Consider the following 24957-nt stretch of genomic DNA (forward strand, 5'->3'; position numbering starts at 1 on the left):
CCGCGGCAGAGGGCGGGTGTGGACGGGCGGACTAGGCTGGGGCCAGTGGCCGCCGCCGGACGAAGGAGCTGTTGTCAGTGCCGTCGATTCTCGACGCAGTCGTGGTGGGGGCGGGGCCCAACGGCCTGACGGCCGCGGTCGAACTGGCCCGCCGGGGACACTCGGTGGCCGTCTTCGAGGCCGCCGGCACGATCGGCGGCGGCGCCCGCACCGAGGAGCTCACCCTCCCCGGCTTCCGCCACGACCCCTGCTCCGCGGTGCACCCGCTCGGCGCCGGCTCGCCGGTGTTCAAGACGATGCCGCTGAAGCGGTACGGACTGGAGTGGCTGCACGCCCCGCTGCCCATGGCGCACCCCTTCGAGGACGGCACGGCCGCCGTGCTCTCCCGTTCCGCGGCGGAGACGGCGGCCTCCCTCGGGCCCCGCGACGCGGGCACGTACCGGCGGCTGGTGGAGCCGTACCTCGGCAAATGGGACACCCTCGCCCGGGACTTCATGTCCCTGCCCAACACCGCACTGCCCCGGGACCCCCTCACCCTCGCCCGCTTCGGCCTCACCGGACTGCCGCCCTCCACCTGGCTGCTGCGCCGCTTCCGCGACGACCGCGCCCGCGCCCTGTTCGCCGGGCTCGTCGCGCACGTCATCGCCCCGCTGAACGGGATCGCCACCGGCGCCGTCGGACTGGTCTTCGCCCTCGCCGCGCACGCCGGCGGCTGGCCGATGCCGCGCGGCGGCTCGCAGTCCGTCTCCGACGCCCTCGCCGGCTACCTGGCCGACCTCGGCGGCACCGTCCACACCGGCTTCGAGGTCAAGCGGCTCGACGACCTGCCCCCGGCCCGCGCGTACGTCTTCGACACCTCGCCGACCGCGCTGGCCCGCATCGCCCGCCTCGGCCGCGCCTACGACGGCTACCGCTACGGTGCCGCCGCCTTCAAGCTGGACTACGCCCTGGACGGCCCCGTCCCCTGGACCGCCGAGGCCCCCCGCCGGGCCGGCACCGTCCACATCGGCCCCGGCAGCCGCGACATCGACGCCGCCCTCCAGCTGGTGACCGGCGGCCGCGCCCCCCGCAACCCGTTCCTCATCACCGCCCAGCCCACCCTGGTCGACCCCGGCCGGGCACCCGAGGGCAAGCACGTGTTCTGGGCGTACGGGCACGTCCCCGCGGGCTGGGACGGCGACCTCACCGACGCCGTCGAACGGCAGCTGGAGCGCTTCGCCCCCGGCTTCCGGGACCTGGTCCTGGCCCGCGCCACGGCCGGCCCGGCGCAGCTCGCCGCCCGCAACCCGAACTACGTCGGCGGGGACATCGCCTGCGGTGCCGCCGCCGGCCTCCAGCTCCTGCTCCGGCCCAAGCTCACCCTGTCCCCGTACACCACCGCCCACCCCGCGGTGTTCCTCTGCTCCTCGGCGACCCCGCCGGGCCCGGGCGTCCACGGCATGTCCGGCCACAACGCGGCCAAGGCGGTCTGGCGCCACCTGCGAAAGGCGAACTGATGGTGCGCATCACCCTCGTCCAGGGCGACATCACGGCGGAGAAGGCCGACGCGATCGTCAACGCCGCCAACTCCTCCCTGCTGGGCGGCGGGGGAGTGGACGGCGCCATCCACCGCCGCGGCGGCCCCGAGATCCTCGCCGCCTGCGAGGACCTGCGCCGCTCCCACTACGGCAAGGGCCTCCCGACCGGCCAGGCGGTCGCCACCACGGCCGGCCGACTGGCCGCCGGGCACGTCATCCACACCGTCGGCCCCGTCTGGTCGCGCGAGGAGGACCGGTCGCAGCTGCTCGCGTCCTGCTACCGCGAGTCCCTGCGCGTGGCCGACGGGCTGGGCGCGCGCACGGTCGCCTTCCCGGCGATCTCCACCGGCATCTACGGCTGGCCCATGGACGACGGGGCCCGCATCGCGATCGAGACCGTCCGGGCCGCCCGCACCTCGGTGGAGGAGGTCCGCTTCGTGCTTTTTGACGCCGCCGCCTACGCCGTCTTCGAAGCGGCCCTGGGCCACTAGGGGTTGCGCGTCCCGCCCCCCGGGGTGGGGCGGGGGTAGGTGAGGGAGCGCTTGACGCTGCCGTACGCGAAGCTCGACTCGATCGACGCGATGCCGGGGATGGCGTGGATGCGGTGGCGCACGAGGGACTCGTACGCCTCCAGGTCCTCGATGACCACCCGGAGCAGGTAGTCGCTGCTGCCCGCCATCAGGTAGCAGTCCTGGATGTGCTCGATCACCGCGACGTGCTCCTCGAAGAGGGCGACCGCCTCCGCCGTGTGCCGTTCCAGGCGGATGCGTACGAAGACGGTGATCGGGAGCCCGAAGGAGACCTGGTCCACCACGGCCGTGTAGCCGCGGATCAGCCCCGCCTCCTCCAGCCGGCGGACCCGGCGCAGGCACGGGGAGGGGGAGAGGCGGACCCGGTCCGCGAGGTCCTGGTTGGAGAGCCGGCCGTCGGCCTGCAACTCCCGGATGATCTGCAGGTCGACCGCGTCCATGGCTCGCTCCCGAGGGCTTTCCCGGGCTTCCGGGGGGTTTCTCCGCCGGTTCTTGGCAGATCCTGCCCCAAACGTATGTCCGAGCGGCAGAACTGGCAATCGGCTGCCCCGGCAAAAGCCCTAACGTTGCCCGCGAACGGGCCGGACCGGCCCGCTCTCACAGGCTGGAGCAGATCCCTTGGTCGCGACCAACACCACCGGCGCGGCCGCGCCTCACGACACGGCGGTCCCGCCGGCCGGCAACCCCGTCCGGCGCGGACCGTCACCGCAGGCCCGCGGCATGGCCGCGCTGCTGGTGACCGTGGCGATCTGGGCGGCCTTCGCCCTCAGCGCCCGGGGCCTGAGCGCCTCCAGCCTCCGGCCCGCCGACGCGGCCCTGCTGCGCTTCGGCGTCCCGCTCCTCGTCCTGGCGCCGGCCCTGTGGCGGCGCAGGCGCCGCATCGCCGCCGTGAAGCCGGGCGCCGCGCTCAAGATCGTCTGCGGGGCGGGGGTGCCGTTCTTCCTCGCCGCCATGCACGGCGGATCCCTGACCTCGGCGGCCTTCGTCGGCTCGATCGTCCCCGGCATGGTCCCGCTCTTCGTCGCCGCGCTGATGGCCGCCCGCGGCCACGGACTGCCCAAGGGCACCCAGGTCGCCGGGCTCGCGCTGATCGCGGCCGGAGTGGCCGCCCTCGTCTGGCGGTACGTCGTCCCCGTCGATGCCGGCGTTCTTGAGGGGGCCGGCACCCTCCTGGTGGCCAGCGGGCTGTGGGCCCTGTACACCGTCGGCCTGCGGGACGTCGACCTCGACCCCGTCGGGTCGATCGGGCTGCTGTGCCTGCCCTCCTTCGCGGTGATCGGGCTGCTGGTGCTGACCGGGGTCCTGCCGACCGGCCTCGCGCACGCCTCCGGCGGCGACATCGCGACCTTCCTCGTGGTGCAGGGCCTGGGGGTCGGGCTGTGCGCCGGGCTGCTGTACGCCTACGCCATCCGCAGCCTCGGCGCCGAGCGCAGCTCCGTCGTCGGCAGCCTCAGCCCCGTCGCCGTCGTCCTCCTCGCCGTCCCCGTCCTCGGCGAGTCCCCGACCCCGGCCGTGCTGATCGGCGTGCCGCTGATCACCGCCGGCGTGGTCCTGGCCAACCGCCGCCGCACCCCCGCCCGTCCCGCCCCCGCCCGTCCCGCCCCCCGCCCCGAGGTCCCCGCAGATGCTTGAGCTCCTCCCCCCGCCGCCCACCGACCCGCTGTGGGACCTGACGTACGAGTTCGGCTCCGACGAGCGGGCCGAGCGGCTCAACCTGGTCCTCGGCGTCTACCGTGACCACACCGGCCGCACCCCGGTGATGGCCGCCGTGCGCGAGGCCGAGATACGCCTCGCCGAGCGCTCCGAGTCCAAGGAGTACCGGGGCCTCTCCGGCAACGCCGCCTTCAACCGGGCCCTGCTGGACCTGGTGCTCGGCCCGCAGGGGCCCTCCGACCGGGCCGCGGCCGTGCAGACCGTCGCCGGCTCCGGGGCGCTGCGGCTGCTGGCCGACCTGATCTGCCGGACCCGCCCCGGCACCACCGTGTGGATCAGCGACCCCGCCTACGTCAACCACCGCCCCATCCTGGAGGCCGCCGGCCTGGAGGTCCGCACCTTCGGCTGGTGCGACGCCGAGGGCGGTTTCGACGCCGCCGGAGTCCTGCGCGACCTGGCCGGGGCGCGCCGCGACGACGTCGTCCTGCTCCAGGGGTGCTGCCACAACCCGACCGGCGCCGATCCGGTACCCGAGGACTGGGCCGCGCTCGCGGAGCTGGCGGCCCGGGACGGCTGGGTCCCGTTCGTCGACCTCGCCTACCACGGGCTCGGCGACGGGCTGGAGGCCGATCTGGCGGCCACGCGCCTGCTGGCCGAGCGGGTCCCGGAGATGCTCATCGCCGTGAGCTGCTCCAAGAACTTCGGCCTCTACAGCGACCGCACCGGCTGCGCCATCGTCCTCGGCGCGTCGGCGCAGGCGGTGCGGCACGCCGAGACGGCCCTGCAGAACGCCGCCCGGACCCTGTACTCCATGCCGCCCGAGCACGGCGCCGCCGTCGTCACCACCGTCCTGGAGGACGCGGGTCTGCGGGACCTGTGGCGCGCGGAGCTGGACGCGATGCGGGCCCGCATCGAGGCCAACCGGACGGACCTGGCCGCACGCCTGACCGCGCTGGGGTGGCAGGCGCAGGCCCGCTCGCTCGCGCGGCAGCGCGGGATGTTCTCGATGCTGCCGCTGACGGCGCAGGAGATGCTCCGGCTGCGCCGGGAGTACGCGATCTACGGGACCACCGCCGGGCGCATCAACATCGCGGGCATCTCCGCCGACCGGATCCCCTGCCTCGCGCGGGGCATCGCGGGCGTACTCGCCGGCCGCTGACGGCCGGGGCGGAAGGGGAAGGGGCGGAGGGGGAAGGAGCGGGGGAAGGACGCCGGGGGGCGCGCGGAGCACGGGAGCGCGGAAGTGAGGGAACGCGGGCCCCGCTCCGCAGGCTCCCCGGGCGTGGCAGTCCCCGGCGTTCCCGCCGGTGCCATGAGCCATCCGCCGTCGCCGATGGCTCCCGTGGTCCGCGAGAACGGCCGGGGGCCTGGCCAGAGCCTGGACAAGGGTCACGCGGGCCCGGGGACGTCTCCCGGGGCGGGTGCGGCTCTTTCCGGTATTCCGGTGTATTACCGATTTTCCTCCCCGTCATCCCGTAGTCAAGGGAAATCGGAAGCAGGAATCCGGAAGCGAATGGCCGGATAGAACTGGCCTTGAGCAGGGCTGAGTTGGGGTGTGGCATCATGGCCGCATTGTCCGACCGCTGGGTTCCCCGGAGGACTGAGGGATGAAGTTACCTGGCTCCGCGTTACCGGCGTCGGAGGACAGGCGGCTCAGGCGCCGTCTCAAGAAGGTCCGCCACAGCTGCGAGGCCCTGCTCGCCGAGTGGGGCATGGAGCACGGCTGCGGCATCGACGAACTCCACGCATATCTCAGCGAGCAGCGCGGGCGGCCCATCCATTTGATTCCGACGGCCTTCCCCGAACGGCATCTCTTCGGCATATGGCTGAAAACCGATGACTTCGACATCATCGCCTTCGAGAAGGCCGCTTCGGCGTCGCACAAGGAACACATCATCGCCCACGAGCTCGCCCACATAGCCTTCGACCACGACGGCTCCGTGCAACTGGACCAGCTCGGCGCGGGGCCCGCCCCGGCGGCCGCCACGGGCGATCCCGGCACGCTGTTCTCGGACGTCGACCCCGAGGCGGTGCGCGGCGTCCTCATGCGCTCCCGCTACAGCGACGACGAGGAGCAGGAGGCCGAGACCATGGCCTCGCTGATCCTGGCCCGCGCCACCAAGCGCTGGACCGAGCGGGCCTGGGGCGTGCCCGACGAGGCCGCCGAGATCGTGGCCCGCATCGAGAGCGGGCTCGGCAGGCCCGAGCAGGGGCCCGCGTGATCTACACCGTCCTCGCGTGGGTCTGCGCCTTCGTGGGCCTCGCGGCCTTCGCGTACCGCCTTCCCGACCTGCTGCGCCGCAGGAACGACATCGCCCTGTGGGCGCTGTGCACCTACTTCCTCTGCTCCGGGATCAGCTTCCTGGTCGACCTGGACCAGCTCCGGCTGCACATCTCCGCCTTCTTCGGCCTGCCGAACATCACCTCGCTGATCACCCAGGCCGCCGTGGTCGTGCTGACCGCCGCCCAGCAGGTCGTCCTCGTCTACTGGTCCTCGCCGCCCGCCGAGGCCCGGCGCATGGCGCGCCACCGCGTCCTGTTCTTCGGCGCTGCCCTCGCCGTCCTGGTCGTCGCGTCCTTCGCCGTCGGCCCGGTCGCGCACTCGGAGACGGCCACCTCCACGATCCTGCTCAGCATCAAGCACGGCAGCTACGCCCTCTACATGTCCTTCTACCTGCTGATCTGCGCCATCGGCCAGTTCGAGACGGTCCGCCTGTCGCTGCGCTTCACCACCATGGCCAACCGGCAGTGGCTCAAGGTCGGCATGCGCACGGTCACCGTCGGCGCCAGCATGATCCTCGTCTACTGCGTCACCCGGAGCATCCAGATCGCCGGGACCCGCCTGGACTACGACGCGGCCGCGCTCGACCCGATCCAGTGGACCTGCGGCAGCGTCGGCGCCCTCCTCCAGATCGCCGGCTGGACCATCCCCTCCTGGGGCATCCGCATCACCCGCGCCCGCGGCTGGGCCCGCAGCTACCGCTCCTACCGCCGGCTGCGGCCCCTGTGGTGGGCCCTGTACGAGGCCTCCCCGGACATCGCCCTGGACCCGCCCCGCTCCTGGCTGCGCGACCTGGTGCCGCCCCGGGACCCGCACTACCGCCTCTACCGGCGCGTCATCGAGATACGCGACGGCCAGCTGATCCTGCGCACCTCCCTCTCCCTGGACGACTTCGTCCGGGTCGCCCGCTCCCTGGACCTCCCCGAGGACCCCACCTCGCCGCTGGGCGAGGCGCTCCAGGTGCGCGCCGTGCTCAGCCGCCCGCCGCACGAGCGGGCGGAGCGCGCCGAGCCGGCCGAGGCCTGCGACATCCCCGCGCGGCCCCCCTACGAGGACTTCCGCGACGAGGTGGACTGGCTCAGCAAGGTGGCCTCCTCCTTCGACGACCTCGGCCGGCGCCGCGCCCGCGCGGTCGGCGCCGGCCTGCTGTCATGACGCCGGCCGCCCCGCCCGGGGGAGCCGAGGAGCACGACGCGGCGCTCCGGCTCGCCGTGCGCACCATCGGCCGCCTGGTGGCCCTGGACGCCGGGCAGGGGGCGACGGCCGCCGTGCCCGCCGTACGGGAGGCCGTGCGCCGGATCCCGGAACTGGCCGCCGATCCCCGGGCCCTCGGCGCGTACGGCCCGGAACGGCTCGCGGCCCTCGCCGAGCTCAGCGAGGTCATCGGCTGGATCCTCTTCGACGCGGGCCGCCACCGGGACGCCCGCCGGATGAACGCGCGGGCACTGGCCCTGGCGGACCTCTGCGGCGACCGCTGGACGGCCCGGCTGGTCCTGCTCAACCACAGCATGCTCACCACCCACACCGGGCGGCCCCGAGCCGCCCTGGCGGCCGCTGCCCGGGTGGACGGGCCCCGGCCGCTGCCCGCCCGCGTCGCCGGCCTCGTACTGATCCGGCAGGCCCACGCGACGGCCCTGCTCGGAGCCCGCACGGAGCCGCTGGAGCTGATCTCCCGGGCCCGCAGCCGCTTCCTCGACGGGGTCTCCCGCCGGGACCCGCACTGGGCCTGGTGGATCGACGAGGCCGAACTGCTGGGCCACGAGGGCTGGGTCCAGGCCCGGCTGCGCCGCTGGGACCGGGCCATCCCGCTGCTGCACCGGGCGGCCACCGCCCCGGGCCCCTCCTACCGGCACCTGTTCACCGCGGAGCTGCTCTCGGCCCTGGCCGGGGCCGGGGCCTGGCGCGAGGCGGAGGAGCTGATCGCGCGGGTCGCCCCGGGAGCCGCCGCGATCGGATCGGTGCGCACCACCGAGACCCTCCGCCGGACGGCCGCGGCCCTGCACCGGGCCCCGGCCGCCCCGCCGGCGCTGCGGGACGCGGCCGTCTTCCTGCGGGAATCGCTGCCCGCCTGATCCACGAGACACCCCCAGACCTCCCGGACCGGCACCGGGCCCGCCCCAGGGCGGCCCCGCGCACCCGCCGGTCCGCGGACCACGTACGACACACGGACCGATTGGACGACTGCATGCGCAGCATAAGGATCTCCACCCCCGCCGCCGGTCTGCTCGCGGCGGCGGCGCTGCTCCTCGCCTTCGGCGGGCCGGCGCCCCAGGCCTCCCTGGGGGCCGGTACCGTCTCGGCGGCCTCGGCCGACGCGGACACCGCCCAGACGGGCAGCCCGTACGTCTCGACCCACCTCTACTTCGGCACCGGCCGCCACGACGGGCACCCGCCGATCACCGAGGAGGAGTTCGACAAGTTCGTCGCCGAGGTGGTCACCCCGCGCTTCCCCTCCGGGCTGACCCTCCAGGAGGGCCGCGGCCAGTGGCGTGACAAGGACGGCGACATCAACAAGGAGAGATCGTACGAGCTGACCGTCATGTACCCGGTGCGCGAGGCCCGCGCCCGGAACGCCGACATCGAGTACATCCGCCGGCTCTACTGCACCATGTGGGAGCTCGAATCGGTCGGCCGGGAGGACGTCCGCTCCCAGGTCGACTTCTGACCGGCGGGGCCCCGGTCCGGCGCGCCCGGACCGGGGCCCTCCACGCCGCCGCCGGGACCGCGCGGAGCGCCCCGCGCCGGGGGCTCGGATAGGGTGAATCGGTACGAATCAGGCCCCCTCGGGGTGAGGTCGGTGCATTGGACACGTACCAGTCGACGAGCAAGGTGCCCGACCCGCCGGCGGCGGCGGTCGGGTACGCGGGCGTACTGCGCGAACTGCTCCCGATCGCCCTGTGGCGGGAGGACGCGGACGGCCGCGTCGTGGAGTGGTCCCTGGCCGCCCAGGACCTGCTGGGCCACCGCCCCGAGGACATCCTCGGCCGCCCCGGCACCGCCGTGCTCGTCCCCGAGGCCAACCGAGAGCTCGCCGACGACCTGACCCGCCGGGTCCAGGCCGGCGAGACCGTCGTCGGGACCCTGCCCGTGCGCCACCGCGACGGACACCGGGTGGCCATGGAGATGTGGATCGTCCCCGCCGTCGACCCCCAGGGCCGCACCGGGGCCATGCTCATCGCCGTCGAGACCTCCGAGGTCCTGCGCATGCGGGACTCCCTCGCCGCCCTCCAGAGCCTCTTCACCCAGTCCCCGATCGGCCTCGCCACCCTCGGCCCCGACCTGCGCTTCCTGCGCGTCAACGACGCCCTCGCCCGGATGAACGGCGTCTCCCCCGCCGAACACCTCGGCCGGCGCCTCAGCGAGGTCGTCCCCGGGGTCAACGCCACCGCCCTGGAGGACACGATGCGCCAGGTGCTCGAACAGGGCACCGCCGTCGTCGACGTCCGCCGCACCGGCCGCACCCCCGCCGACCCCGACCACGACCGCACCTGGTCCTGCTCCTACGCCCCCCTGCTCGACGGCAGCGGCCGCGCCCTCGGCCTGATCGCCTCCCTCATCGACATCACCGAGGGCCAGCGGGCCCTCCTGGAGGCCGAACGGGCCCGCTCCCGCTTCGCCCTGCTCGCCGAGGCCGGCACCCGCATCGGGACCACCCTCGACCTGGGCCGCACCGCCCAGGAGATCGCCGACCTGCTGGTCCCGCAGCTCGCGGACTCCGCCGACGTACAGCTCCTCGAAGCCGTCCTGGACCCCGACGAGAGCGCCGTCGCCGCCGCCTCCACCCACGGGGTGCTGCGCAGGCTCGCCGCCACCTTCCCCGACCCCGCCGCCCCCACCTCCCGCCTGGCACCCGGCCAGACCTTCCAGATCCCCGCCGGGACCGTCTACGAGCGCGTCATCGCCGAGGGCGTGCCCATGAACCTGTACGTCTCCGACATCCCCGCCCTCATCACCGACCCCCGCGCCGGCGCCCTGCGCGACTACCTCGCCACCCTCGGATCGGCCCGCATGGTGCCCCTGGTCGCCCGCGGCAAGGTCCTCGGGGCCGTCGCCGTCACCCGGCTGCGCTCCCGCGAGCCCTTCGACGCGCAGGACTGCGTCCTCATCGACGAACTCGTCGCCCGCGCCGCCCTCAACATCGACAACGCCCGCATGTACACCAGCCAGCGCCAGGCCGCCCTCACCCTCCAGCGCAGCCTCACCAACAGCGCCCTCCCCGAGGTCCCCGGCCTGGAACTCACCGGCCGCTACCTGCCCGCCAGCGACCACGACGTCGGCGGCGACTGGTTCGACGTCATCCAGCTGCCCCGCGGCCGCACCGGCCTCGTCATCGGCGACGTCATGGGCCACGGCATCCACGCCGCCGCCGTCATGGGCCAGCTCCGCACCGCCGTGCGCACCCTCGCCCGCCACGACGTACCGCCCGCGCGGATGCTCCGCTCCCTCGACGCCGTCGTCGCCGACCTCGGCGAGGACGAGATGGCGACCTGCGTCTACGCCGTCCACGACCCGGCCGCGGGCGGCTGCGTCATCGCCCGCGCCGGGCACCCGCCGCCGGCCGTGGTCACCCCCGGTGGACGGGTCTCCTTCCTCCAGGGGCCGCCGGGCACCCCGCTGGGCACCGGCGGGCGGGAGTTCCGCACCGAGGAGGTCCCGCTGCCGCCCGGAACCCTGCTCGCCCTGTACACCGACGGGCTGATCGAGTGCCGCCACCGGGACCTCGACGAGGGCATGGACCGCCTCGCCCGAACCCTGCGCCGCGCGGACCGCCCCCTGGAGGAGCTGTGCGACGACGTCCTGGCCCGGCTGCTGCCCGACGCCCCGCAGGACGACGTGGCCGTACTCCTGGCCCGCACCACCCGGCTCAGCGCACGACCTTGATGACGATCACGCCCAGAGCCGTCTGCTTCTCGCCGCGGTTCTGCGGGTTGTACTGGTTCACGCTGTACTGGAACGTCTCGGTGCCCTTGAAGTTCTTGAAGGGCTTGTACACCAGTACCGTCCGGCCCTTCTCCAGGGACACCCAGCCGTGCCTCGGTTCGCCCAGCTTGCCGATCCTCAGGTCGCCCTTCCCGGAGGCGAGGTCGGAGACCGGCACCGTCACCCGGCCGTTCTGCTTCACCTGGACGACGGGGTTCAACGCCGTGGGGGGCGACTGCACGGCCTTGCCCGTGCCCTTGTCCGGCTCCGCGTTCACCACCCGGACGACCACGGCGATGGCCTTGTCGTTGTCCATGGCGAAGCTCGGCATGGCCCTGAGCTTGACGAGGACCGTGTTCTTCTCCCGGTTCGTGAACAGGGTCACCCAGGGGGTGACGTCCACGTACTCGGTGGTGCGGAGCGGCCGCTGGGGGCCGCCGCCCGGCTCGTAGACCGCCAGGTCCGCGATGGTGACGCCGTCGGAGCTGCGCGTGGTGTGGGCTCGCAGGGTCGCATTGGGCTGCAGCAGGAAGTCCGCGTTCGTGCACGGCGTGTACTCGTCGCCGTAGTAGTCGGCCTTCGGGCAGTTCACCGTGCGGTCGTCGGCCGGGAGCCGCGCCGCCTCCGCCCCGACCGGGCCGAACGCCGGGAGCACCAGGAGTCCGGAAAGTGTGAGGCCCACCGTTCGCCCATGCATGGCACACCTCCTGAGCCCTCGGGGCCGGCTGCCGGATCTGCCTCCCTCATCATCCCACCGGACGGGCCGCCGATCCGATCACGGCCGGGGCGGCCCTCACCAGGCCAGGTCCTCCAGGGCGTCCAGGTCCATCTCCAGCGGCACCGGGGCCTCGCCGCCCGACGGCGACAGCTCCGCCCAGATGACCTTGCCGCGCTCCGTGTAGCGGGTGCCCCACCGCTCGGCGTACTGGGCCACCAGGAACAGGCCCCGGCCCCCTTCGTCCGTCGTCGCCGCGTACCGCAGGTGCGGGGAGGTGCTGCTGCCGTCGGCGACCTCGCAGATCAGCGCCCGGTCGCGCAGCAGCCGGACCCGGATCGGCTCGTTCCCGTACCGGATGGCGTTGGTGATCAGCTCGCTGAGGATCAGCTCCGCCGTGAAGGAAGCTTCCTCCAGCCCCCAGTCCCGCAACTGCCCGGCGGCCTCCCGCCGCACCCGGGAGACGGCCGCCGGATCGTCCGGCACCTCCCACTCCGCGATCCGGTCCGGCTCCAGCCGCCGGGTGTCCGCCACCAGCAGCGCGATGTCGTCGCTCGGCACCGGGAACAGCATCGCCGACAGCACGTCCGAACAGGCCTGCTCGGGGCTGCGGCCCGGCCGCGACAGCGTCTCGCTCAGCAGCGCGAGCCCGCTGTCGAAGTCCCGGTCGCGGTCCTCCAGCAGCCCGTCCGTGAACAGCACCAGCCGGCTCCCCTCGGGCAGCACCAGCCGCGCCGTCTCGAAGGGCATCCCGCCCACCCCGAGCGGCAGCCCGGTGGGCAGCTCGGGGAACTCCACCCGCCCGTCCGGGTGCACCAGGGCGGGCCCCGGGTGCCCGGCGCTGGCCATCGTGCAGTGCCCGGACACCGGGTCGTAGACGGCGTACAGGCAGGTGGCGCCGGTGATCCCGGTCGGCGGCTCCTCCGCGTCCCCGGCCAGGCCCTGGCCCTCGGCGCCCGCACCGGAATCCCCGTCCTCCAGCTGGTCGATCCGGTCGGTCAGCTCGTCCAGGTGGCCCAGCAGCTCGTCCGGCGGCATGTCCAGGGTGGAGAAGTTGTGCACCGCCGTCCGCAGCCGGCCCATCGTCGCCGCCGCGTGCACCCCGTGCCCCACCACGTCGCCCACCACCAGCGCCACCCGGGTCCCCGGCAGCGGGATCACGTCGAACCAGTCCCCGCCCACCCCCGCCGTCGCCGGCAGGTAGCGGAACGCCGTGTCCACCGCGCTCAGCTCCGGCAGCACCCGGGGCAGCAGGCTCCGCTGCAGGGCAACGGCGGTGGCGTGCTCGCGGGTGAACCGCCGGGCGTTGTCGACCGACACCGCCGCCCGCGTCCCCAGCTCCTCCGCGAAGGACAGGTCCTCCTCGTCGAAGGCCTCCGGGGTGTCCGCCGCCCGCCAGAAGTTGGCCATGCCCAGCACCACGCCCCGGGCCTGGAGCGGTACGGAGATCAGCGAGTGCAGCCCGTAGTCCAGGGCCTGCTTCGTCCCCGGCTCGTCCTGCGCCCGCCAGCCCATCGCCGCGTGCAGGTCGGCGGCCAGCACCGCGTGCCCCGCGGCCAGGGCCGTCGCCATCGGCGCCGTCGGCACGTCGAAGCGGATCACGTCCCCGACCGGCTGGAGCGGCTGGTCGGTGCGCGTCCCGCTCATCGCCGCCCGGCGCATCCGGGTGTGCACCCCCGCCCCCGGCGAGGGCTCGTCCCCGCGCAGCACCGGCTCCAGCAGCTCGACGGTGACGAAGTCCGCGAACCGCGGCACCGCCACCTCCGACAGCTCCTCCGCCGTCCGCACCACGTCCAGGGTGGTGCCGATCCGCACGCCCGCCTCGTAGAGCATCTGCAGCCGCTCCCGGGCCACCTCGGCGCGCCCGGACAGCGCCGCCAGCTCGGTCGTGTCGCGCAGGGTGGTGACACTGCCCGACGGCCGCCCGGCGAACGGCTCCGTGGGCCGTACGTTGACGGCGAGGAGCCGGTCGCCCGCCAGGTGGACCTCGTCCGTCGCGACCCGCCCCGACAGCAGCAGCTCGGTGGTGCGCGGGTCCAGGCCGAGGTCGCCGACGTACCGCTGTTCGGCGTCCGGCGGCAGGTCCAGCAGCCGCCGCGCCTCGTCGTTGGCGAGCAGCAGCCGGTGGTCGGCCCCGACGATCAGCACGCCCTCGCGCACGGCGTGCAGCACCGCCTCGTGGTGCTCGTTCATCCGGGCCATCTCCACCGCCCCCAGCCCCCGGGTCTGGCGCCGCAGCCGGCGGCTGACCAGGGCGGCGCCGCCGGTGCCCAGCAGCAGGGCGCCCGCCGCCGCGCCGAGCAGCAGCGGCAGCTGCCCCTCCACGGCGTGGCCGACGTTCTCCACCTCGATGCCGGTGGCGACCAGCCCCACGACGGCGCCCCGCGCGTCCCGTACGGGGACCACGGCGCGGACCGCGTCGCTGGGATCGCCCTTGAACACCTCGGTGAAGGCGTTCCCGGCCGCCGCGCGGGCGAGGTCCCCGGTGGCGCGCTGCCCGATCAGCTCCGGTCTGGAGTCGGTGTAGCGGATCCCGTCGGTGGTCATGACGGCGACGAAGTCCAGCCCCGAGGCGCGGCGGGCGTCCTCGGCCAGCGGCTGCAGTTCGGCCGTCGGGTCGGCGGACTTCAGCGCCGCGGGCAGGCCGGGGGCGTGCGCGAAGGCCTCGGCGGCGGCCAGAGAGCGGTCCCGGGCACCCCGCTCGCTGTCGTAGCGGGCCTGGAACACCAGCGCCAGCGCGGCCGCGGTGATCAGCACCAGCACGATGACGGCGGTGACGGAGAAGACCTGGCCGGCGATGCTGTTCCGGGCCCGCCACAGGCGCGCGGGCAGGCTCGGGGAACGCGTCTCCCTCTGCCGACCCGAACGTCCGGTCATGAGCCATTTCTAACACTGTCGCCGCCCGCGGGAGCGGTGGCCGCGGCCGCCCGGTACGCGCGCGGGCTCAGCCCGAAGGACGCGCCGAAGTGCTGGCGGAAGGTGACCTCGCTGGCGAACCCGGCGCGCCGGGCCACCTCCGGCACCGGATGGTCGGTGCGCTCCAGCAGCTTGCGGGCCTCGTCCAGACGGCGGCTCAGCAGCCATTTGTGCGGAGTGGTGCCGGTGGCAGCGGTGAAGTGCCGGGCGAAGGAGCGCGGGGACATGCCCGCCCAGCGGGCCAGGGTGGCCACGTCCAGCGGCTCGTGCAGCCGGCGCAGCGCCTGCTGCCGTACCGCGGCCAGCGCCTCGCCCGTGCGGTCCGCCGCAGGGGTGGGCCGGTCCAGGTACTGGGCGTGGTCCCCGGTGCGGAAGGGGCCGGTCACCATCGAGCGGGCGATGGCGGCGGCGGCCTCCGCGCCGTGGGCCTCGCGGACCAGGTGCAGGCACAGGTCGATCCCGGAGGCCACCCCGGCCGAGGTCCACAGGCCGTCGTCCTCCACGAAGAGCGGGGCCTCCTCGACCAGCACCGCCGGGTAGCGGGCCGCCAGCTGCGGGGCCAGCCACCAGTGCGTCACCGCCCGGCGGCCGTCCAGCAGCCCGGCCTCGGCGAGGACGAACGCCCCGGCGCAGAGCGCGGCCACCGGCACCCCGCGGGCGTGGGCGGCGCGCAGGGCGGCGAGGACGGGCTCGGGCGTCGGGTCGGCGGGTTCGGCCAGTGCCGGTACGACGATCAGGTCGGCCTGCCCGAGCCAGTCCAGATCCCGGTCGGGCATCAGGGTCAGCCCGCCCGGCAGGGAGATCGGCCCGTCGTCCAGGGCGCAGCGGCGCAGCTCGAAGACGGGCACCCCGGTGCGGCTGCGGTCGGGGCCCCAGACCTCGGTGATGACGGCGAGGTCGAAGCTGCGGATCCCGGGCTGGGCGACGATGGCGACGCGCTGCATGGGGCCACTGTGCCAGAGCCCGGGAGGGCGGTACTGCCAGACTGGCAGGATCCCATCGATCCGCGGCCCCGGGGCCCCTGGGGCGGGTGTGCCGGGGCGGACACGATGGAGCCATGACAGAGAACGCGATCGAGATCGCCGCCGACAGCGCCCTGCTCGTGATCGACGTCCAGAAGGGCTTCGACGACGCCTCCTTCTGGGGGAAGCGCGACAACCCGGACGCCGAGGGGAACATCGCCGCCCTCATGGACGCCTGGCGGGAGACCGGCCGCCCGGTGGTGCTGGTGCGGCACGACTCCGAGCGGCCCGGCTCGGTGCTGGCCCCGGACCAGCCCGGAAACGCCTTCAAGGACTTCGTCGAGGACCGCCGCGGCCAGGCGGCCCTGCTGGTCGCCAAGACCGTCAACTCGTCCTTCTACGGCAGCCCGGACCTGGCCGGATGGCTCGACGCGAGCGGCATCCGCCAGCTGGTCGTGGCGGGGATCCAGACCAACATGTGCGTCGAGACCACCGCCCGGATGGCGGGCAACCTCGGCTACGAGGTGCTGGTCCCGCTGGACGCCACCCACACCTTCGACCTCTCCGGTCCGGACGGCCTGTCCCTCACCGCCGCCGAACTGGCCGCCGCCACAGCGGTCAACCTGCACGGCGGCGGCTTCGCCCGCGTGCTGACCACGGCCGAGGTGCTCGACGCCGCCGGGGCGCCTCACACCCCGTAGTCCTGGAGGCGGACCGGCTCGGTGCGGGTGTTCTCGGGGGCGTTCGCGGCGAGCATGTCGAGGACCTCCTGGGTCGGGGCCGGCATGAAGAACCGCTCGGCGCCCTCGCGGCCCAGGGCCTGGTGCTCGGCGACGTAGCCGCGCATGTGCTCCTCGTACGCGGCGAAGGCGGCCGTGTGGTCGCCGCCGCTCGTGCCCAGCTCGCCCGCCAGGACGTAGGCGCCGATCAGGGCCTGCGAGGTGCCGCGGCCCGAGGTGGGCGCCGCGCACGCGGCGGCGTCGCCCAGCAGCACGACCCGGCCGGCGGCCCAGGTGTCCATCTCCACCTGGGCGTTGGAGTCGAAGAAGAACTCCTCGGCCGCGTCCATCTCCGCCAGCAGGCGGGGTACCTCCCAGCCCTCGCCGGCGAAGCGCTCGGCGACGATCCGCTTGTGCGCGGCCGTGTCCCGGCGGTCGTACCGCAGGCCGTCGGCGGCGAAGTGGAAGGCCGCCCGGGCCTCGGTGTTGGCGCGGGCCGTGAAGATGTTGGCGGCCTTGCCCGGGACGGAGTACAGCAGGCCGGTGTTCTCCAGTCCCAGGTAGTTGTCCAGGTTGAAGATCGCCGTGTGGATGCCGAGGTGGCGCAGGTAGCGCTCCTCGGGCCCGAAGGCCAGGGCCCGGGTCTTCGAGTGGAGGCCGTCCGCGCCGACGACCAGTCCGAAGCGGCGGGGCGCGCCGTGCTCGAAGGCGACGAGGACGCCGTCCCCGTCCTCCTCCAGGCTCGCGATCGAGTCGCCGAAGACGTACTCGGTGTGCTCGCGGGTGGCCTCGTACAGCAGCCGGGTGAGGTCGCCCTTGAGGACCTCCAGGTCGCCCGCGAAGACCGCCGCCGGGAGGGTGGCGTACCGCCTGCCCTCGGCGTCGACCATGGCCGCGTCGCCCATCTCGGTGTCCAGGGCGCGGACGGCGTCCAGCAGGCCCATGCGGTCGAGGACGTCGAGGGCCTCGCCGCGGAAGTCGACCGCGTAGCCGCCGTCGCGCAGCCGGGGCGCCCGCTCGACGACGGTGGGGGTGAAGCCGTGGCGGTGCAGCCAGTAGGCGAGGGCGGGGCCTGCGACGCTGCCGCCGGAGATCAGCACGTTCTTGTTCATTTCCGGTTCCTCTCTCGGGGTGATGTGTACAACGTACAGACGGAGATACCCCGTGGGAACTGGCTAGTTTGGCAAAGCAACCTAGTGCACTAGGGTAGGGGCGTACTAGTGCACCAGGAGGGTGGGATGAAGGAAGAGGCGCCAGAGGTGCCGGGGGCGCCCTACGCGCGGATCGCCGGCGAGCTGCGGCGGCGGATCGAGAGCGGCGAGCTGCGGCCGGGGGACCGGGTGCCGTCGACGCGGGCGATCACCCAGCGGTGGGGGGTGGCCATGGCCACGGCGAGCAAGGCCCTGGCGGCGCTCGGCCAGGAGGGCCTGGTCCGGGCCGTGCCGGGGGTCGGCACGGTGGTCGCCGACCGCCCGGCCCCGGGCGCGCCCGTGCGCCGGCCGGCCGACGACTCCGCGTACCGCGCGCGGATCGTCCGTACGGGGATCGAGATCTCCGACGCGGAGGGGCTGGCCGCCCTGACCATGCGGCGGCTCGGCACGGAGCTGGGGGTCTCGGCGATGTCCCTGTACCGGCACGTCGGCAGCAAGGAGCGGCTGGTGGTGCTGATGGCCGACGCGGTCTTCGCGGAGGAGGCCCTGCCGGAGCGGCCGCCGCCGCACTGGCGGGACCGGCTGGAACTGTCGGCGGCCGTGCAGTGGCGGCTGTACGGCAGGCACCCCTGGCTCGCCGGGGCCATGAACCTCAACCGCCCGCTGCTGGTCCCGAACGGCATCCGGCACATCGACTGGGCGCTCGCCGCCCTGGAGGGGCTGGGCCTGGACGACGACACCCGGATGCACGCCGCGGTGACGCTCTTCGGGTACGTGCGGGGCCACGCGGTGGATCTGGAGCCGGAGTCGGAGGCGGCGCGTGCCAGTGGGGTGAGCGGGGAGGACTGGATGCGGGCCCAGGAGGCCCGGCTGGCGGCGCTGGTCGACGGCGGAGCCTTCCCGGCGTTCGCCGCGGCCCGTGGGCGGTCCGCCCTGTCGCCGGAGTCCCTCTTCCGCTTCGGCCTGACGGCCCTACTGGACGGCCTGTCCGCCCGGGTGGCCGCCGCGCGCTGACAGCCGTTCCGCTGCGCGGGGCCGTCCCCTACCCGCCCTTCAACCGTTCTCGCCCTCAGTCGCCGGGCGCGGCTACAGACACGGCGCTACCGCGCCCGCGCCTCAAACGCCGGCGGGGCTATGGACAGCCCGTCCGGCGTTTGAGGACCGGGGTCAGGGGCGGAGCCCCTGGGAACGGTGGAAGGGCGGGTAGGGGACCGGCCCCGCGCAGCGGCACCCGCCCCCCCCGCCCGGCCAGGGCAGCGGCGAGGCCCGCCACCCCCCACGGGGGTGACGGGCCTCGGAAGCGCCGCAGGCGAGGGGTCAGAGGACCTCGGCCGCGATGTTCTCCGCGACGCGCTCCAGCAGGGGCCCGGCGTTCGGGATGGACTTCGCCGGGTCCGGCTCCAGGTCCGTCAGCGGGTACGCCTTGCTGATGCCCGCCCCCTGAAGGGCCTCCTGCCCCAGCAGCAGCCGCCCGCACACCGCCACCACCGGCTTGCCCGCCGCCCGCGCCGCCGCGGCGACACCGGCCGGCGCCTTGCCGTGCAGGGTCTGCTCGTCCAGGGAGCCCTCACCCGTGATGACCAGCGTGGCCCGCTCCAGCGCCGGGGCGAAGCCCAGCACGTCGAGCATCAGCTCGATGCCGGGGCGGAAGCTCGCGCCCAGCAGCAGCGCGCCGTAGCCGATGCCGCCCGCGCCACCCGCGCCCGGGGAGGCGGCGAGCTCGGCCGCCTTCGCGCCGATCGACTTCTCCAGCACCACCGCGAAGTGCGCCAGCGCCGCGTCGAGCGTCGCCACGTCCTGCGGCGAGGCGCCCTTCTGCGGGCCGTACACCGCCGCGCAGCCCTTCGGGCCGGTCAGCGGGTTGTCCACGTCGCTGGCGAGGACGAACTCCACCTCCGCGAAGCGGGGGTCGACCCCGGACAGGTCCGCCGACGCCAGCTGCGCCAGCGCGCCGCCGCCCGGACCGACCGGTTCGCCGTTCGCGTCCAGGAACACCGCGCCCAGCGCGGCCAGCATGCCCGCGCCGCCGTCGGTGGTGGCACTGCCGCCCACACCGAAGACGATCGAGCGCGCTCCCGCGTCCAGCGCGGCCTTCAGCACCTCGCCGGAGCCGTACGTGGTCGCCGTCAGCGGGGCGAAGGTGCCCGCCGGCAGCAGCTGGAGCCCGGAGGCCTCCGCCATCTCGACCACGGCGGTGCCGTCGCGCAGGGCGAAAGCGGCCGTGACCTGGTCGCCGAGGGGTCCGGTGACCCGTACCTCCCGGCGTTCGAAACCGGCCGCCACGGCGGCCGCGACCGTGCCGTCGCCGCCGTCCGCGACGGGGAGGGTCTCGACCTCCACGCCCGGTACGGCCTTGCGAAGGCCGGCCGTCACCCGCTCGGCGACCTGAACGGCCGTGAGCGAGCCCTTGAATTTGTCCGCGGCGATGAGCACGCGCGCGGCCTCAGTTACTGCTCCGTCCGTCACCTTGCTATCCCTTGCTATCGAACAGTGCAGTCGCGCCACCATGAGCTTATCCGGAGGATCCTCCTATGCCCATGAGTGGCCTGGGCCACATGCGGCGCGCCATGCGTGTAAATAGGGATATATCCCCGCATAGTGTGGCCCCATGAGCGCGGAATCACTGGAACAAGCACGTCCGGACGCCCCCGGAACGGGGTCCGGGGGTCCGGCGGACGACTCTCCCGACCTCGGGGTCGTCACCGTCGGCGTGATCGCCGTGCTCGCCGTCGTCGGCTGGGCCGCCCTCGGCAAGCACTCCTTCGACACCGCCTCCTCCACCGCCCTGGCCTGGGTGCTCGCCAACTTCGCCTGGCTCTTCGTGATCGCCGCCGACGTCTTCCTCGTCATGTGCGTCGTCCTCGCGATCAGCCGCTTCGGCCGGATCCGGCTCGGCGCCGACGACTCCGAGCCCGAGTTCGGCAACCTCGCGTGGATCGCGATGATGTTCAGCGCCGGCATGGGCATCGGCCTGATGTTCTACGGGGTCGGCGAGCCGCTCACCCACTACCTCAACCCGCCCCCCGCCAGCGGCGCCGCCCCCGGCACCGGGGCCGCCGCCCGTGCCGCCCTGGACTACTCGTTCTTCCACTGGACCCTCACCCCCTGGGCGATCTACGGCATCGCCGGCCTCGCCCTGGCCTACGCCACCTTCCGCAAGGGCCGCGGCAACCGCCTCAGCTCCGCCTTCGTCCCGCTCATGGGGCAAGAGCGGGCCGACGGACGGCCCGGCAAGGCCGTCGACCTGCTCGCCGTCTTCGCCACCGTCTTCGGCACCGCCACCAGCCTCGGCCTCGGCGCCCTCCAGGTCGCCGAGGGCCTCAACATCACCACCGGCATCGAGGACTCCACCGGCGTCGAGCTGGTCATCATCGCCTCCCTCTCCGCCGCCTTCGTGCTGTCCGCCTTCTCCGGACTCCACAAGGGCGTCAAATGGCTCAGCACCATCAACATCGTGCTCGCCGCCGCCCTGATGCTCTTCGTCTTCGTCCTCGGGCCCACCGTCTACATCCTCGACGTCATCCCGGCCGGCGTCGGCAGCTACCTGCACGAACTCCTGCCCATGGCCACCCGCACCGGCGCCTTCACCGACAGCGCCTGGCTCGGCGCGTGGACCATCTTCTACTGGGCCTGGTGGCTCTCCTGGGCCCCCTTCGTCGGCACCTTCATCGCCCGCATCTCCCGCGGCCGCACCATCCGCGAGTTCCTCATCGGCGTCCTGCTCGTCCCCAGCGGCGCCACCGTCGTCTGGTTCTGCGTCATGGGCGGCACCGCCATCCGCCTCGACTCCACCGGCGCCGCCGACCTCGCCTCCACGGTCAAGGAAGGCGCCGAGGCCTCCCTCTTCGCCATGCTCGACGCCCTCCCGCTCGGCACCCTCACCTCCTGGGTGGCCATGCTCCTGGTCATGACGTACTTCGTCACCAGCGCCGACTCGGCCTCCCTGGTCATGGGCTCCCTCACCAGCCGCGGCTCCCTGAACCCGCCCACCTGGCTCGTCGTCACCTGGGGCGTGCTGATGGCCGCGGTGGCCGCCGTGCTGCTCGTCGCGGGCGGCCTGAAGTCCCTGCAGACCGCCACCATCCTGGTCGCGCTGCCCTTCGTGATCGTCATGCTGCTGCTGTGCTGGGCCCTGCTGAAGGAACTCCGCGAGGACCCCGGCGCCGGACCGGCCCGCCACCCCGCCCTCCACGGGCTGCGGGACGCCGTCAAGGCCATGGTCGGCGACGCCATCACCGAGCAGGGCCAGGCCCGCCACCCCCGGCTGCGCCGCGTCGCCGAATCCCGGGGGCGCGACCGCGAGGACGGCGACTCCACCTGAACGGGTTCCGCACGGGCCCGCCCTGCCCGGCGCCCCCTACCGCCGGTTAGGGTGGCCGCGTGACCACCACGGATGACTTCGCCACCTACATCGCGAGCCTGCCCCGGGTGCTGGCCGGAGCCGCCGCCCTCTTCCGCGACGAACGGGGCCGGGTCCTGCTCGTCGAGCCCAACTACCGCGAGGGCTGGGCCCTGCCGGGCGGAACGGTCGAATCGGACAGCGGCGAGTCACCCCGTACGGCCGCCCGGCGCGAGAGTGCCGAGGAGATCGGCATCGACGTCCCGCTCGGCCGGCTCCTCGCCGTCGACTGGAGCACCGGCGCCGGCCGCCCGCCGCTCGTCGCCTACCTCTACGACGGCGGCGTCCTCGACGCCGCACAGCTCGACTCCGTCAAGCTCCAGGAGGAGGAACTGCTCTCCTGGAAGCTCGTCGAGCCCGCCGAACTCACCACCCACCTCCTCGGATCGCTCGGCCTGCGCACCCAGGAGGCGTACCGCGCCCTGGAGACGGGCGAGGGCACCGTGGAACTGGAGAACGGCCGCCGGCCGGTCAACCCCTGAACCACCCCGCGTACTTGGACTCCTCCGACCAGGGCAGAATCAACAGATGATCACGATGTACGCCTGGCCGAGCACGGCCGACGGGCCCGACGCCCTCCCCATGGTCCACTTCACCACCGACGAGCAGTCGGGCGGCGAGGTCTCCGAAGAGGGAATGCCGATCTGGCTGTTCGACACCGCGATACGCGAGGGCGGCTGGTCCGCCTTCGAGGACTTCGAGGGCTGGTCCGCGCCCGCCGAGGGCTGGCAGGCCTTCTACCGCCGCGAGGACGACGTCCTCGCCGTCACCGGCCCCGGCGCCTGCGAAGGCTGGTACCAGGGCCGGCTCGGCGCCGACGACGACTGGATCAAGGCGGCCGCCACCCAGAACAGCGTGGTCCTGCTCGCCGCCCCCGTCCAGCACCCCTCCCTCTACGCCTACGCCGTCGAAGCCGGCGCCGGCTTCGCCCTGCTCGCCCCGCTCGTGGTGATCTGAGCTAGGCGGCGTCCCCGCTCTCGAACTCCAGCAGCCGCACCTTGCGCTCGATGCCGCCGCCGTACCCCGTCATCGAGCCCGAGGCGCCGATCACCCGGTGGCAGGGCACGATGATGCCGACCGGGTTCTTCCCGTTCGCCAGGCCGACCGCGCGCGAGGCGTTCGGCTTGCCGAGCTCCGCCGCGAGCTGCCCGTACGACCACGTCTGCCCGTAGGGGATCCGGACGAGCTGCTCCCAGACGCTGCGCTGGAACGCGGTGCCCTCCAGCCGCACCGGCACGGTGAACTCGGTCAGCTCCCCGGCGAAGTACGCGGCCAGCTGCCGCCGCACCTCCGGGAAGGGCTCCTCGGAGTCCGCCACCCGCTCGCCGAAGGACTCCTCGGCCGGGCGGTGCCGCTGCCCGGTCATGTACAGCCCGCTCAGGACCCCGTCGGTGGCGACCAGGGTGAGCGGCCCGTACGGGCTGTCGACGACGGTGTGGACCTTGTTGCTGACGCTGCTCACGGTGCTGCTCACGACGGTGCTCCTTGCGCTACGGGCAGATGGTTGATCGGGTGGTCGTCGGTGGCCCACAGGTACTGGACGGCGTACGCGCGCCAGGGCCGCCAGCCGGCCGCCCGGGCGGTCAGGGCGGCGGGCGTGGACGGCAGGCCCAGCGCCCGCGCGGCCTTGCGGACCCCCAGGTCGGACGGGAGGAAGGCGTCGGGGTCGCCCAGCGCCCGCATCGCGATGACCTCGGTGGTCCACGGCCCGAAGCCGGGCAGCGCGGACAGCCGGGCGCGGGCCGCCTCCCAGTCGCTGTCGATGCCGAGCGGCAGCGAGCCGTCGGCCAGGGCGGTGACCAGGGTGGTGAGGGTCGTACGGCGGCTGCGCGGCATCGACAGCGACTCCGGGTCGATGCCGGCCAGCGCGGCGGGGGAGGGGAACAGGTGGGTCAGCCCGCCGTGGGGGTCCTCCACGGGCTCCCCGTACGCGGCCACCAGCCGGGCGGCGTGCGTACGGGCGGCGGCGGTGGACACCTGCTGCCCGAGGACTGCCCGCACGGCGAACTCCGCCGCGTCGACGGTACGCGGGACCCGGCGCCCGGGGGCCTTGTCCACGAGCGGGGCCAGCAGCGGATCCGTGCGCAGCTGGCCGTCGACCGCCTCCGGGTCGGCGTCCAGGTCGAGCATCCACCGGCACCGGCTGATGGCGATGGTCAGGTCCCGCAGGTCGGTCAGCGCGAGCCGGCAGCCGATGTGGTCGGGGCCGGGCGTCAGCGCGACCACCCCGGAGCCGTACGGGAGCCGCAGCGTCCGCCGGTAGGCCCCGTCACGCCACTCCTCCACCCCGGGGACGGCGGTCGCGGCGAGGTGCCCGAAGAGGTTGTCGGGGTTGAGCGGGGCCCGGTACGGCAGCCGCAGGCCGATCGTCCCCGGGATCCGCGGCTCGCCCCGCCCGCCGGACCCGCGGGCCGCCCGCAGGCGCAGCTCGCCGGGGGTGAGGGCGAAGACCTCCCGGACGGTCTCGTTGAAGTTCCGGATCGATGAGAACCCGGCGGCGAAGGCCACGTCCCCCATCGGGAGCTCGGAGGTCTCGATGAGCAGCCGGGCGGTCTGGGCGCGCTGCGCCCGGGCCAGGGCCAGCGGCCCGGCACCGAGCTCGGCGCCCAGCTGCCGCTCGACCTGCCGGGTCGAGTACCCGAGCCGCAGCGCGAGCCCGGGCACGCCCTCGCGGTCCACCACCCCGTCCTGGATGAGCCGCATCGCGCGCGCGACGGCGTCGGCGCGGGCGTTCCACTCGGGGGAGCCGGGACTGGTGTCGGGCCGGCACCGCTTGCAGGCCCGGTACCCGGCCTGCTGGCAGGCGGCGGCGCTGGGCAGGAAGCTCATGTTCTCGACCTTGGGCGGCACGGCCGGGCAGCTGGGCCGGCAGTAGATGCCGGTCGTCCGGACCGCGGTGAAGAACCACCCGTCGAACCGGGAGTCCTTCGACTGCACGGCCCGCACGCAGCGGTCGGTGTCGGTGTACATGGCTCCAGCCTGCCGGTCGGCGGGGTGCGGGGCTGGCAGTTTTCCGACATCAAGGCTACGCCGCGCCGGCCCGCCGACGGTTGCGGCCCGTGCCGGGTGCGGGTGCGTTGCCGCTGCGCTGGCTGGGTCCCCTACCCGCCCTTCGCCCGTTCCCCTGGGGCTCCGCCCCCGGACCCCCGCGCCTCAAACGCCGGCGAGGCTGATTTCAGCCTCGCCGGCGTTTG

Annotated in this window: 22 protein-coding genes; 14 read left to right on the forward strand and 8 right to left on the reverse strand. The window is 74.2% G+C overall.

Annotation, left to right across the window (positions count from 1 at the left end; genetic code table 11):
- The first annotated feature begins 77 nt into the window (after positions 1 to 77).
- Both ACQKM2_RS24560 and ACQKM2_RS24565 read left to right on the forward strand, forming a co-directional pair.
- A complete protein-coding gene (locus ACQKM2_RS24560; RefSeq protein WP_427713227.1) occupies positions 78 to 1496 on the forward strand; it encodes a phytoene desaturase family protein in 1419 nt (472 codons plus the stop codon).
- Entirely contained in the window at positions 1496 to 2008 is a 513-nt protein-coding gene (locus ACQKM2_RS24565; RefSeq protein ID WP_427713229.1) for an O-acetyl-ADP-ribose deacetylase, read from the forward strand. The genes ACQKM2_RS24560 and ACQKM2_RS24565 overlap by 1 nt, the downstream gene beginning before the upstream one ends.
- On the opposite strand, the gene ACQKM2_RS24570 is transcribed toward ACQKM2_RS24565, so the two are convergent.
- Entirely contained in the window at positions 2005 to 2487 is a 483-nt protein-coding gene (locus ACQKM2_RS24570) for an Lrp/AsnC family transcriptional regulator (RefSeq protein WP_427713231.1), read from the reverse strand. The two genes, ACQKM2_RS24565 and ACQKM2_RS24570, sit on opposite strands and share 4 nt — an antisense overlap.
- Before the next feature lie 178 nt (positions 2488 to 2665).
- On the opposite strand from ACQKM2_RS24570, the gene ACQKM2_RS24575 reads away from it, so the two are divergent.
- The 7 genes from ACQKM2_RS24575 to ACQKM2_RS24605 all read left to right on the forward strand — a co-directional run bounded on the left by ACQKM2_RS24575 (position 2666) and on the right by ACQKM2_RS24605 (position 10862).
- Positions 2666 to 3679, forward strand: coding sequence for a DMT family transporter (locus ACQKM2_RS24575; protein ID WP_427713233.1), 1014 nt, complete (start codon positions 2666 to 2668; stop codon positions 3677 to 3679).
- Entirely contained in the window at positions 3672 to 4859 is a 1188-nt protein-coding gene (locus ACQKM2_RS24580; protein ID WP_427713236.1) for an aromatic amino acid transaminase, read from the forward strand. The genes ACQKM2_RS24575 and ACQKM2_RS24580 overlap by 8 nt, the downstream gene beginning before the upstream one ends.
- A 448-nt stretch (positions 4860 to 5307) precedes the next feature.
- Positions 5308 to 5922: a hypothetical protein gene (locus tag ACQKM2_RS24585; RefSeq protein WP_427713238.1), complete on the forward strand. Its 615-nt coding sequence runs from the start codon at positions 5308 to 5310 to the stop codon at positions 5920 to 5922.
- Positions 5919 to 7136, forward strand: coding sequence for an MAB_1171c family putative transporter (locus ACQKM2_RS24590; protein WP_427713239.1), 1218 nt, complete (start codon positions 5919 to 5921; stop codon positions 7134 to 7136). The genes ACQKM2_RS24585 and ACQKM2_RS24590 overlap by 4 nt, the downstream gene beginning before the upstream one ends.
- The gene (locus tag ACQKM2_RS24595; protein ID WP_427713242.1) at positions 7133 to 8053 is read left to right on the forward strand and encodes a DNA-binding protein; all 921 of its coding nucleotides are present in this window, start codon (positions 7133 to 7135) and stop codon (positions 8051 to 8053) included. The genes ACQKM2_RS24590 and ACQKM2_RS24595 overlap by 4 nt, the downstream gene beginning before the upstream one ends.
- Positions 8054 to 8166: 113 nt before the next feature.
- Complete coding sequence (locus tag ACQKM2_RS24600; protein WP_427713244.1) at positions 8167 to 8646, forward strand: DUF3574 domain-containing protein; 480 nt, start codon at positions 8167 to 8169, stop codon at positions 8644 to 8646.
- A 137-nt stretch (positions 8647 to 8783) separates the two neighbouring features.
- Entirely contained in the window at positions 8784 to 10862 is a 2079-nt protein-coding gene (locus ACQKM2_RS24605; protein WP_427713246.1) for a SpoIIE family protein phosphatase, read from the forward strand.
- On the opposite strand, the gene ACQKM2_RS24610 is transcribed toward ACQKM2_RS24605, so the two are convergent.
- The 3 genes from ACQKM2_RS24610 to ACQKM2_RS24620 form a co-directional block, all read right to left on the reverse strand.
- Positions 10846 to 11598 carry an Ig-like domain-containing protein gene (locus ACQKM2_RS24610; protein ID WP_427713248.1) on the reverse strand — a complete coding sequence of 251 codons (753 nt, stop codon included), beginning with the start codon at positions 11596 to 11598 and terminating at the stop codon, positions 10846 to 10848. The two genes, ACQKM2_RS24605 and ACQKM2_RS24610, sit on opposite strands and share 17 nt — an antisense overlap.
- Positions 11599 to 11694: 96 nt before the next feature.
- A complete protein-coding gene (locus ACQKM2_RS24615; protein ID WP_427713250.1) occupies positions 11695 to 14493 on the reverse strand; it encodes a SpoIIE family protein phosphatase in 2799 nt (932 codons plus the stop codon).
- On the reverse strand, positions 14490 to 15476 hold the full coding sequence (locus tag ACQKM2_RS24620; protein WP_427713253.1) for a GlxA family transcriptional regulator: 987 nt from the start codon (positions 15474 to 15476) through the stop codon (positions 14490 to 14492). The genes ACQKM2_RS24615 and ACQKM2_RS24620 overlap by 4 nt, the downstream gene beginning before the upstream one ends.
- A 113-nt stretch (positions 15477 to 15589) precedes the next feature.
- Here ACQKM2_RS24620 and ACQKM2_RS24625 point away from each other — a divergent pair, with 113 nt between their 5' ends.
- Positions 15590 to 16195: a cysteine hydrolase family protein gene (locus ACQKM2_RS24625; RefSeq protein WP_427713255.1), complete on the forward strand. Its 606-nt coding sequence runs from the start codon at positions 15590 to 15592 to the stop codon at positions 16193 to 16195.
- Here the strand turns inward: ACQKM2_RS24625 and ACQKM2_RS24630 are convergent.
- Positions 16183 to 17325, reverse strand: coding sequence for an FAD-dependent monooxygenase (locus ACQKM2_RS24630; protein ID WP_427713258.1), 1143 nt, complete (start codon positions 17323 to 17325; stop codon positions 16183 to 16185). The two genes, ACQKM2_RS24625 and ACQKM2_RS24630, sit on opposite strands and share 13 nt — an antisense overlap.
- A 126-nt stretch (positions 17326 to 17451) precedes the next feature.
- Here ACQKM2_RS24630 and ACQKM2_RS24635 point away from each other — a divergent pair, with 126 nt between their 5' ends.
- On the forward strand, positions 17452 to 18378 hold the full coding sequence (locus ACQKM2_RS24635) for a GntR family transcriptional regulator (RefSeq protein WP_427713259.1): 927 nt from the start codon (positions 17452 to 17454) through the stop codon (positions 18376 to 18378).
- 303 nt (positions 18379 to 18681) lie between these two features.
- On the opposite strand, the gene ACQKM2_RS24640 is transcribed toward ACQKM2_RS24635, so the two are convergent.
- Complete coding sequence (locus ACQKM2_RS24640) at positions 18682 to 19830, reverse strand: glycerate kinase (protein ID WP_427713261.1); 1149 nt, start codon at positions 19828 to 19830, stop codon at positions 18682 to 18684.
- A gap of 142 nt (positions 19831 to 19972) precedes the next feature.
- Between ACQKM2_RS24640 and ACQKM2_RS24645 the strand changes: the two genes are divergently transcribed.
- The 3 genes from ACQKM2_RS24645 to ACQKM2_RS24655 are packed head-to-tail and all read left to right on the forward strand — an operon-like array spanning position 19973 to position 22720.
- The gene (locus ACQKM2_RS24645; protein WP_427713263.1) at positions 19973 to 21685 is read left to right on the forward strand and encodes a BCCT family transporter; all 1713 of its coding nucleotides are present in this window, start codon (positions 19973 to 19975) and stop codon (positions 21683 to 21685) included.
- Positions 21686 to 21744: 59 nt separating this feature from the next.
- Entirely contained in the window at positions 21745 to 22245 is a 501-nt protein-coding gene (locus ACQKM2_RS24650; protein ID WP_427713265.1) for an NUDIX domain-containing protein, read from the forward strand.
- Positions 22246 to 22291: 46 nt separating this feature from the next.
- Complete coding sequence (locus ACQKM2_RS24655) at positions 22292 to 22720, forward strand: hypothetical protein (RefSeq protein WP_042802173.1); 429 nt, start codon at positions 22292 to 22294, stop codon at positions 22718 to 22720.
- Position 22721: 1 nt separating this feature from the next.
- Here ACQKM2_RS24655 and ACQKM2_RS24660 read toward each other — a convergent pair whose 3' ends face one another.
- Positions 22722 to 23237, reverse strand: coding sequence for a methylated-DNA--[protein]-cysteine S-methyltransferase (locus tag ACQKM2_RS24660; protein ID WP_427713267.1), 516 nt, complete (start codon positions 23235 to 23237; stop codon positions 22722 to 22724).
- Positions 23234 to 24733, reverse strand: coding sequence for an AlkA N-terminal domain-containing protein (locus ACQKM2_RS24665; RefSeq protein ID WP_427713270.1), 1500 nt, complete (start codon positions 24731 to 24733; stop codon positions 23234 to 23236). The genes ACQKM2_RS24660 and ACQKM2_RS24665 overlap by 4 nt, the downstream gene beginning before the upstream one ends.
- Between the last annotated feature and the right edge of the window lie 224 nt (positions 24734 to 24957).

It is taken from the genome of Streptomyces sp. NPDC004126, from assembly GCF_050275515.1.
In the GTDB taxonomy this organism is placed as follows: Bacteria; Actinomycetota; Actinomycetes; order Streptomycetales; family Streptomycetaceae; genus Streptomyces.

Bases quoted from the DNA above. Each gene is read 5' to 3' on its own strand.
- ACQKM2_RS24665 (WP_427713270.1), bottom strand. From the start codon at position 24,733: ATGTACACCGACACCGACCGCTGCGTGCGGGCCGTGCAGTCGAAGGAC.
- ACQKM2_RS24565 (WP_427713229.1), top strand. From the start codon at position 1,496: ATGGTGCGCATCACCCTCGTCCAGGGCGACATCACGGCGGAGAAGGCC.
- ACQKM2_RS24635 (WP_427713259.1), top strand. From the start codon at position 17,452: ATGAAGGAAGAGGCGCCAGAGGTGCCGGGGGCGCCCTACGCGCGGATC.
- ACQKM2_RS24610 (WP_427713248.1), bottom strand. From the start codon at position 11,598: ATGCATGGGCGAACGGTGGGCCTCACACTTTCCGGACTCCTGGTGCTC.
- ACQKM2_RS24570 (WP_427713231.1), bottom strand. From the start codon at position 2,487: ATGGACGCGGTCGACCTGCAGATCATCCGGGAGTTGCAGGCCGACGGC.
- ACQKM2_RS24585 (WP_427713238.1), top strand. From the start codon at position 5,308: ATGAAGTTACCTGGCTCCGCGTTACCGGCGTCGGAGGACAGGCGGCTC.
- ACQKM2_RS24580 (WP_427713236.1), top strand. From the start codon at position 3,672: ATGCTTGAGCTCCTCCCCCCGCCGCCCACCGACCCGCTGTGGGACCTG.
- ACQKM2_RS24645 (WP_427713263.1), top strand. From the start codon at position 19,973: ATGAGCGCGGAATCACTGGAACAAGCACGTCCGGACGCCCCCGGAACG.
- ACQKM2_RS24630 (WP_427713258.1), bottom strand. From the start codon at position 17,325: ATGAACAAGAACGTGCTGATCTCCGGCGGCAGCGTCGCAGGCCCCGCC.
- ACQKM2_RS24620 (WP_427713253.1), bottom strand. From the start codon at position 15,476: ATGCAGCGCGTCGCCATCGTCGCCCAGCCCGGGATCCGCAGCTTCGAC.
- ACQKM2_RS24600 (WP_427713244.1), top strand. From the start codon at position 8,167: ATGCGCAGCATAAGGATCTCCACCCCCGCCGCCGGTCTGCTCGCGGCG.
- ACQKM2_RS24615 (WP_427713250.1), bottom strand. From the start codon at position 14,493: ATGACCGGACGTTCGGGTCGGCAGAGGGAGACGCGTTCCCCGAGCCTG.
- ACQKM2_RS24655 (WP_042802173.1), top strand. From the start codon at position 22,292: ATGATCACGATGTACGCCTGGCCGAGCACGGCCGACGGGCCCGACGCC.
- ACQKM2_RS24625 (WP_427713255.1), top strand. From the start codon at position 15,590: ATGACAGAGAACGCGATCGAGATCGCCGCCGACAGCGCCCTGCTCGTG.
- ACQKM2_RS24595 (WP_427713242.1), top strand. From the start codon at position 7,133: ATGACGCCGGCCGCCCCGCCCGGGGGAGCCGAGGAGCACGACGCGGCG.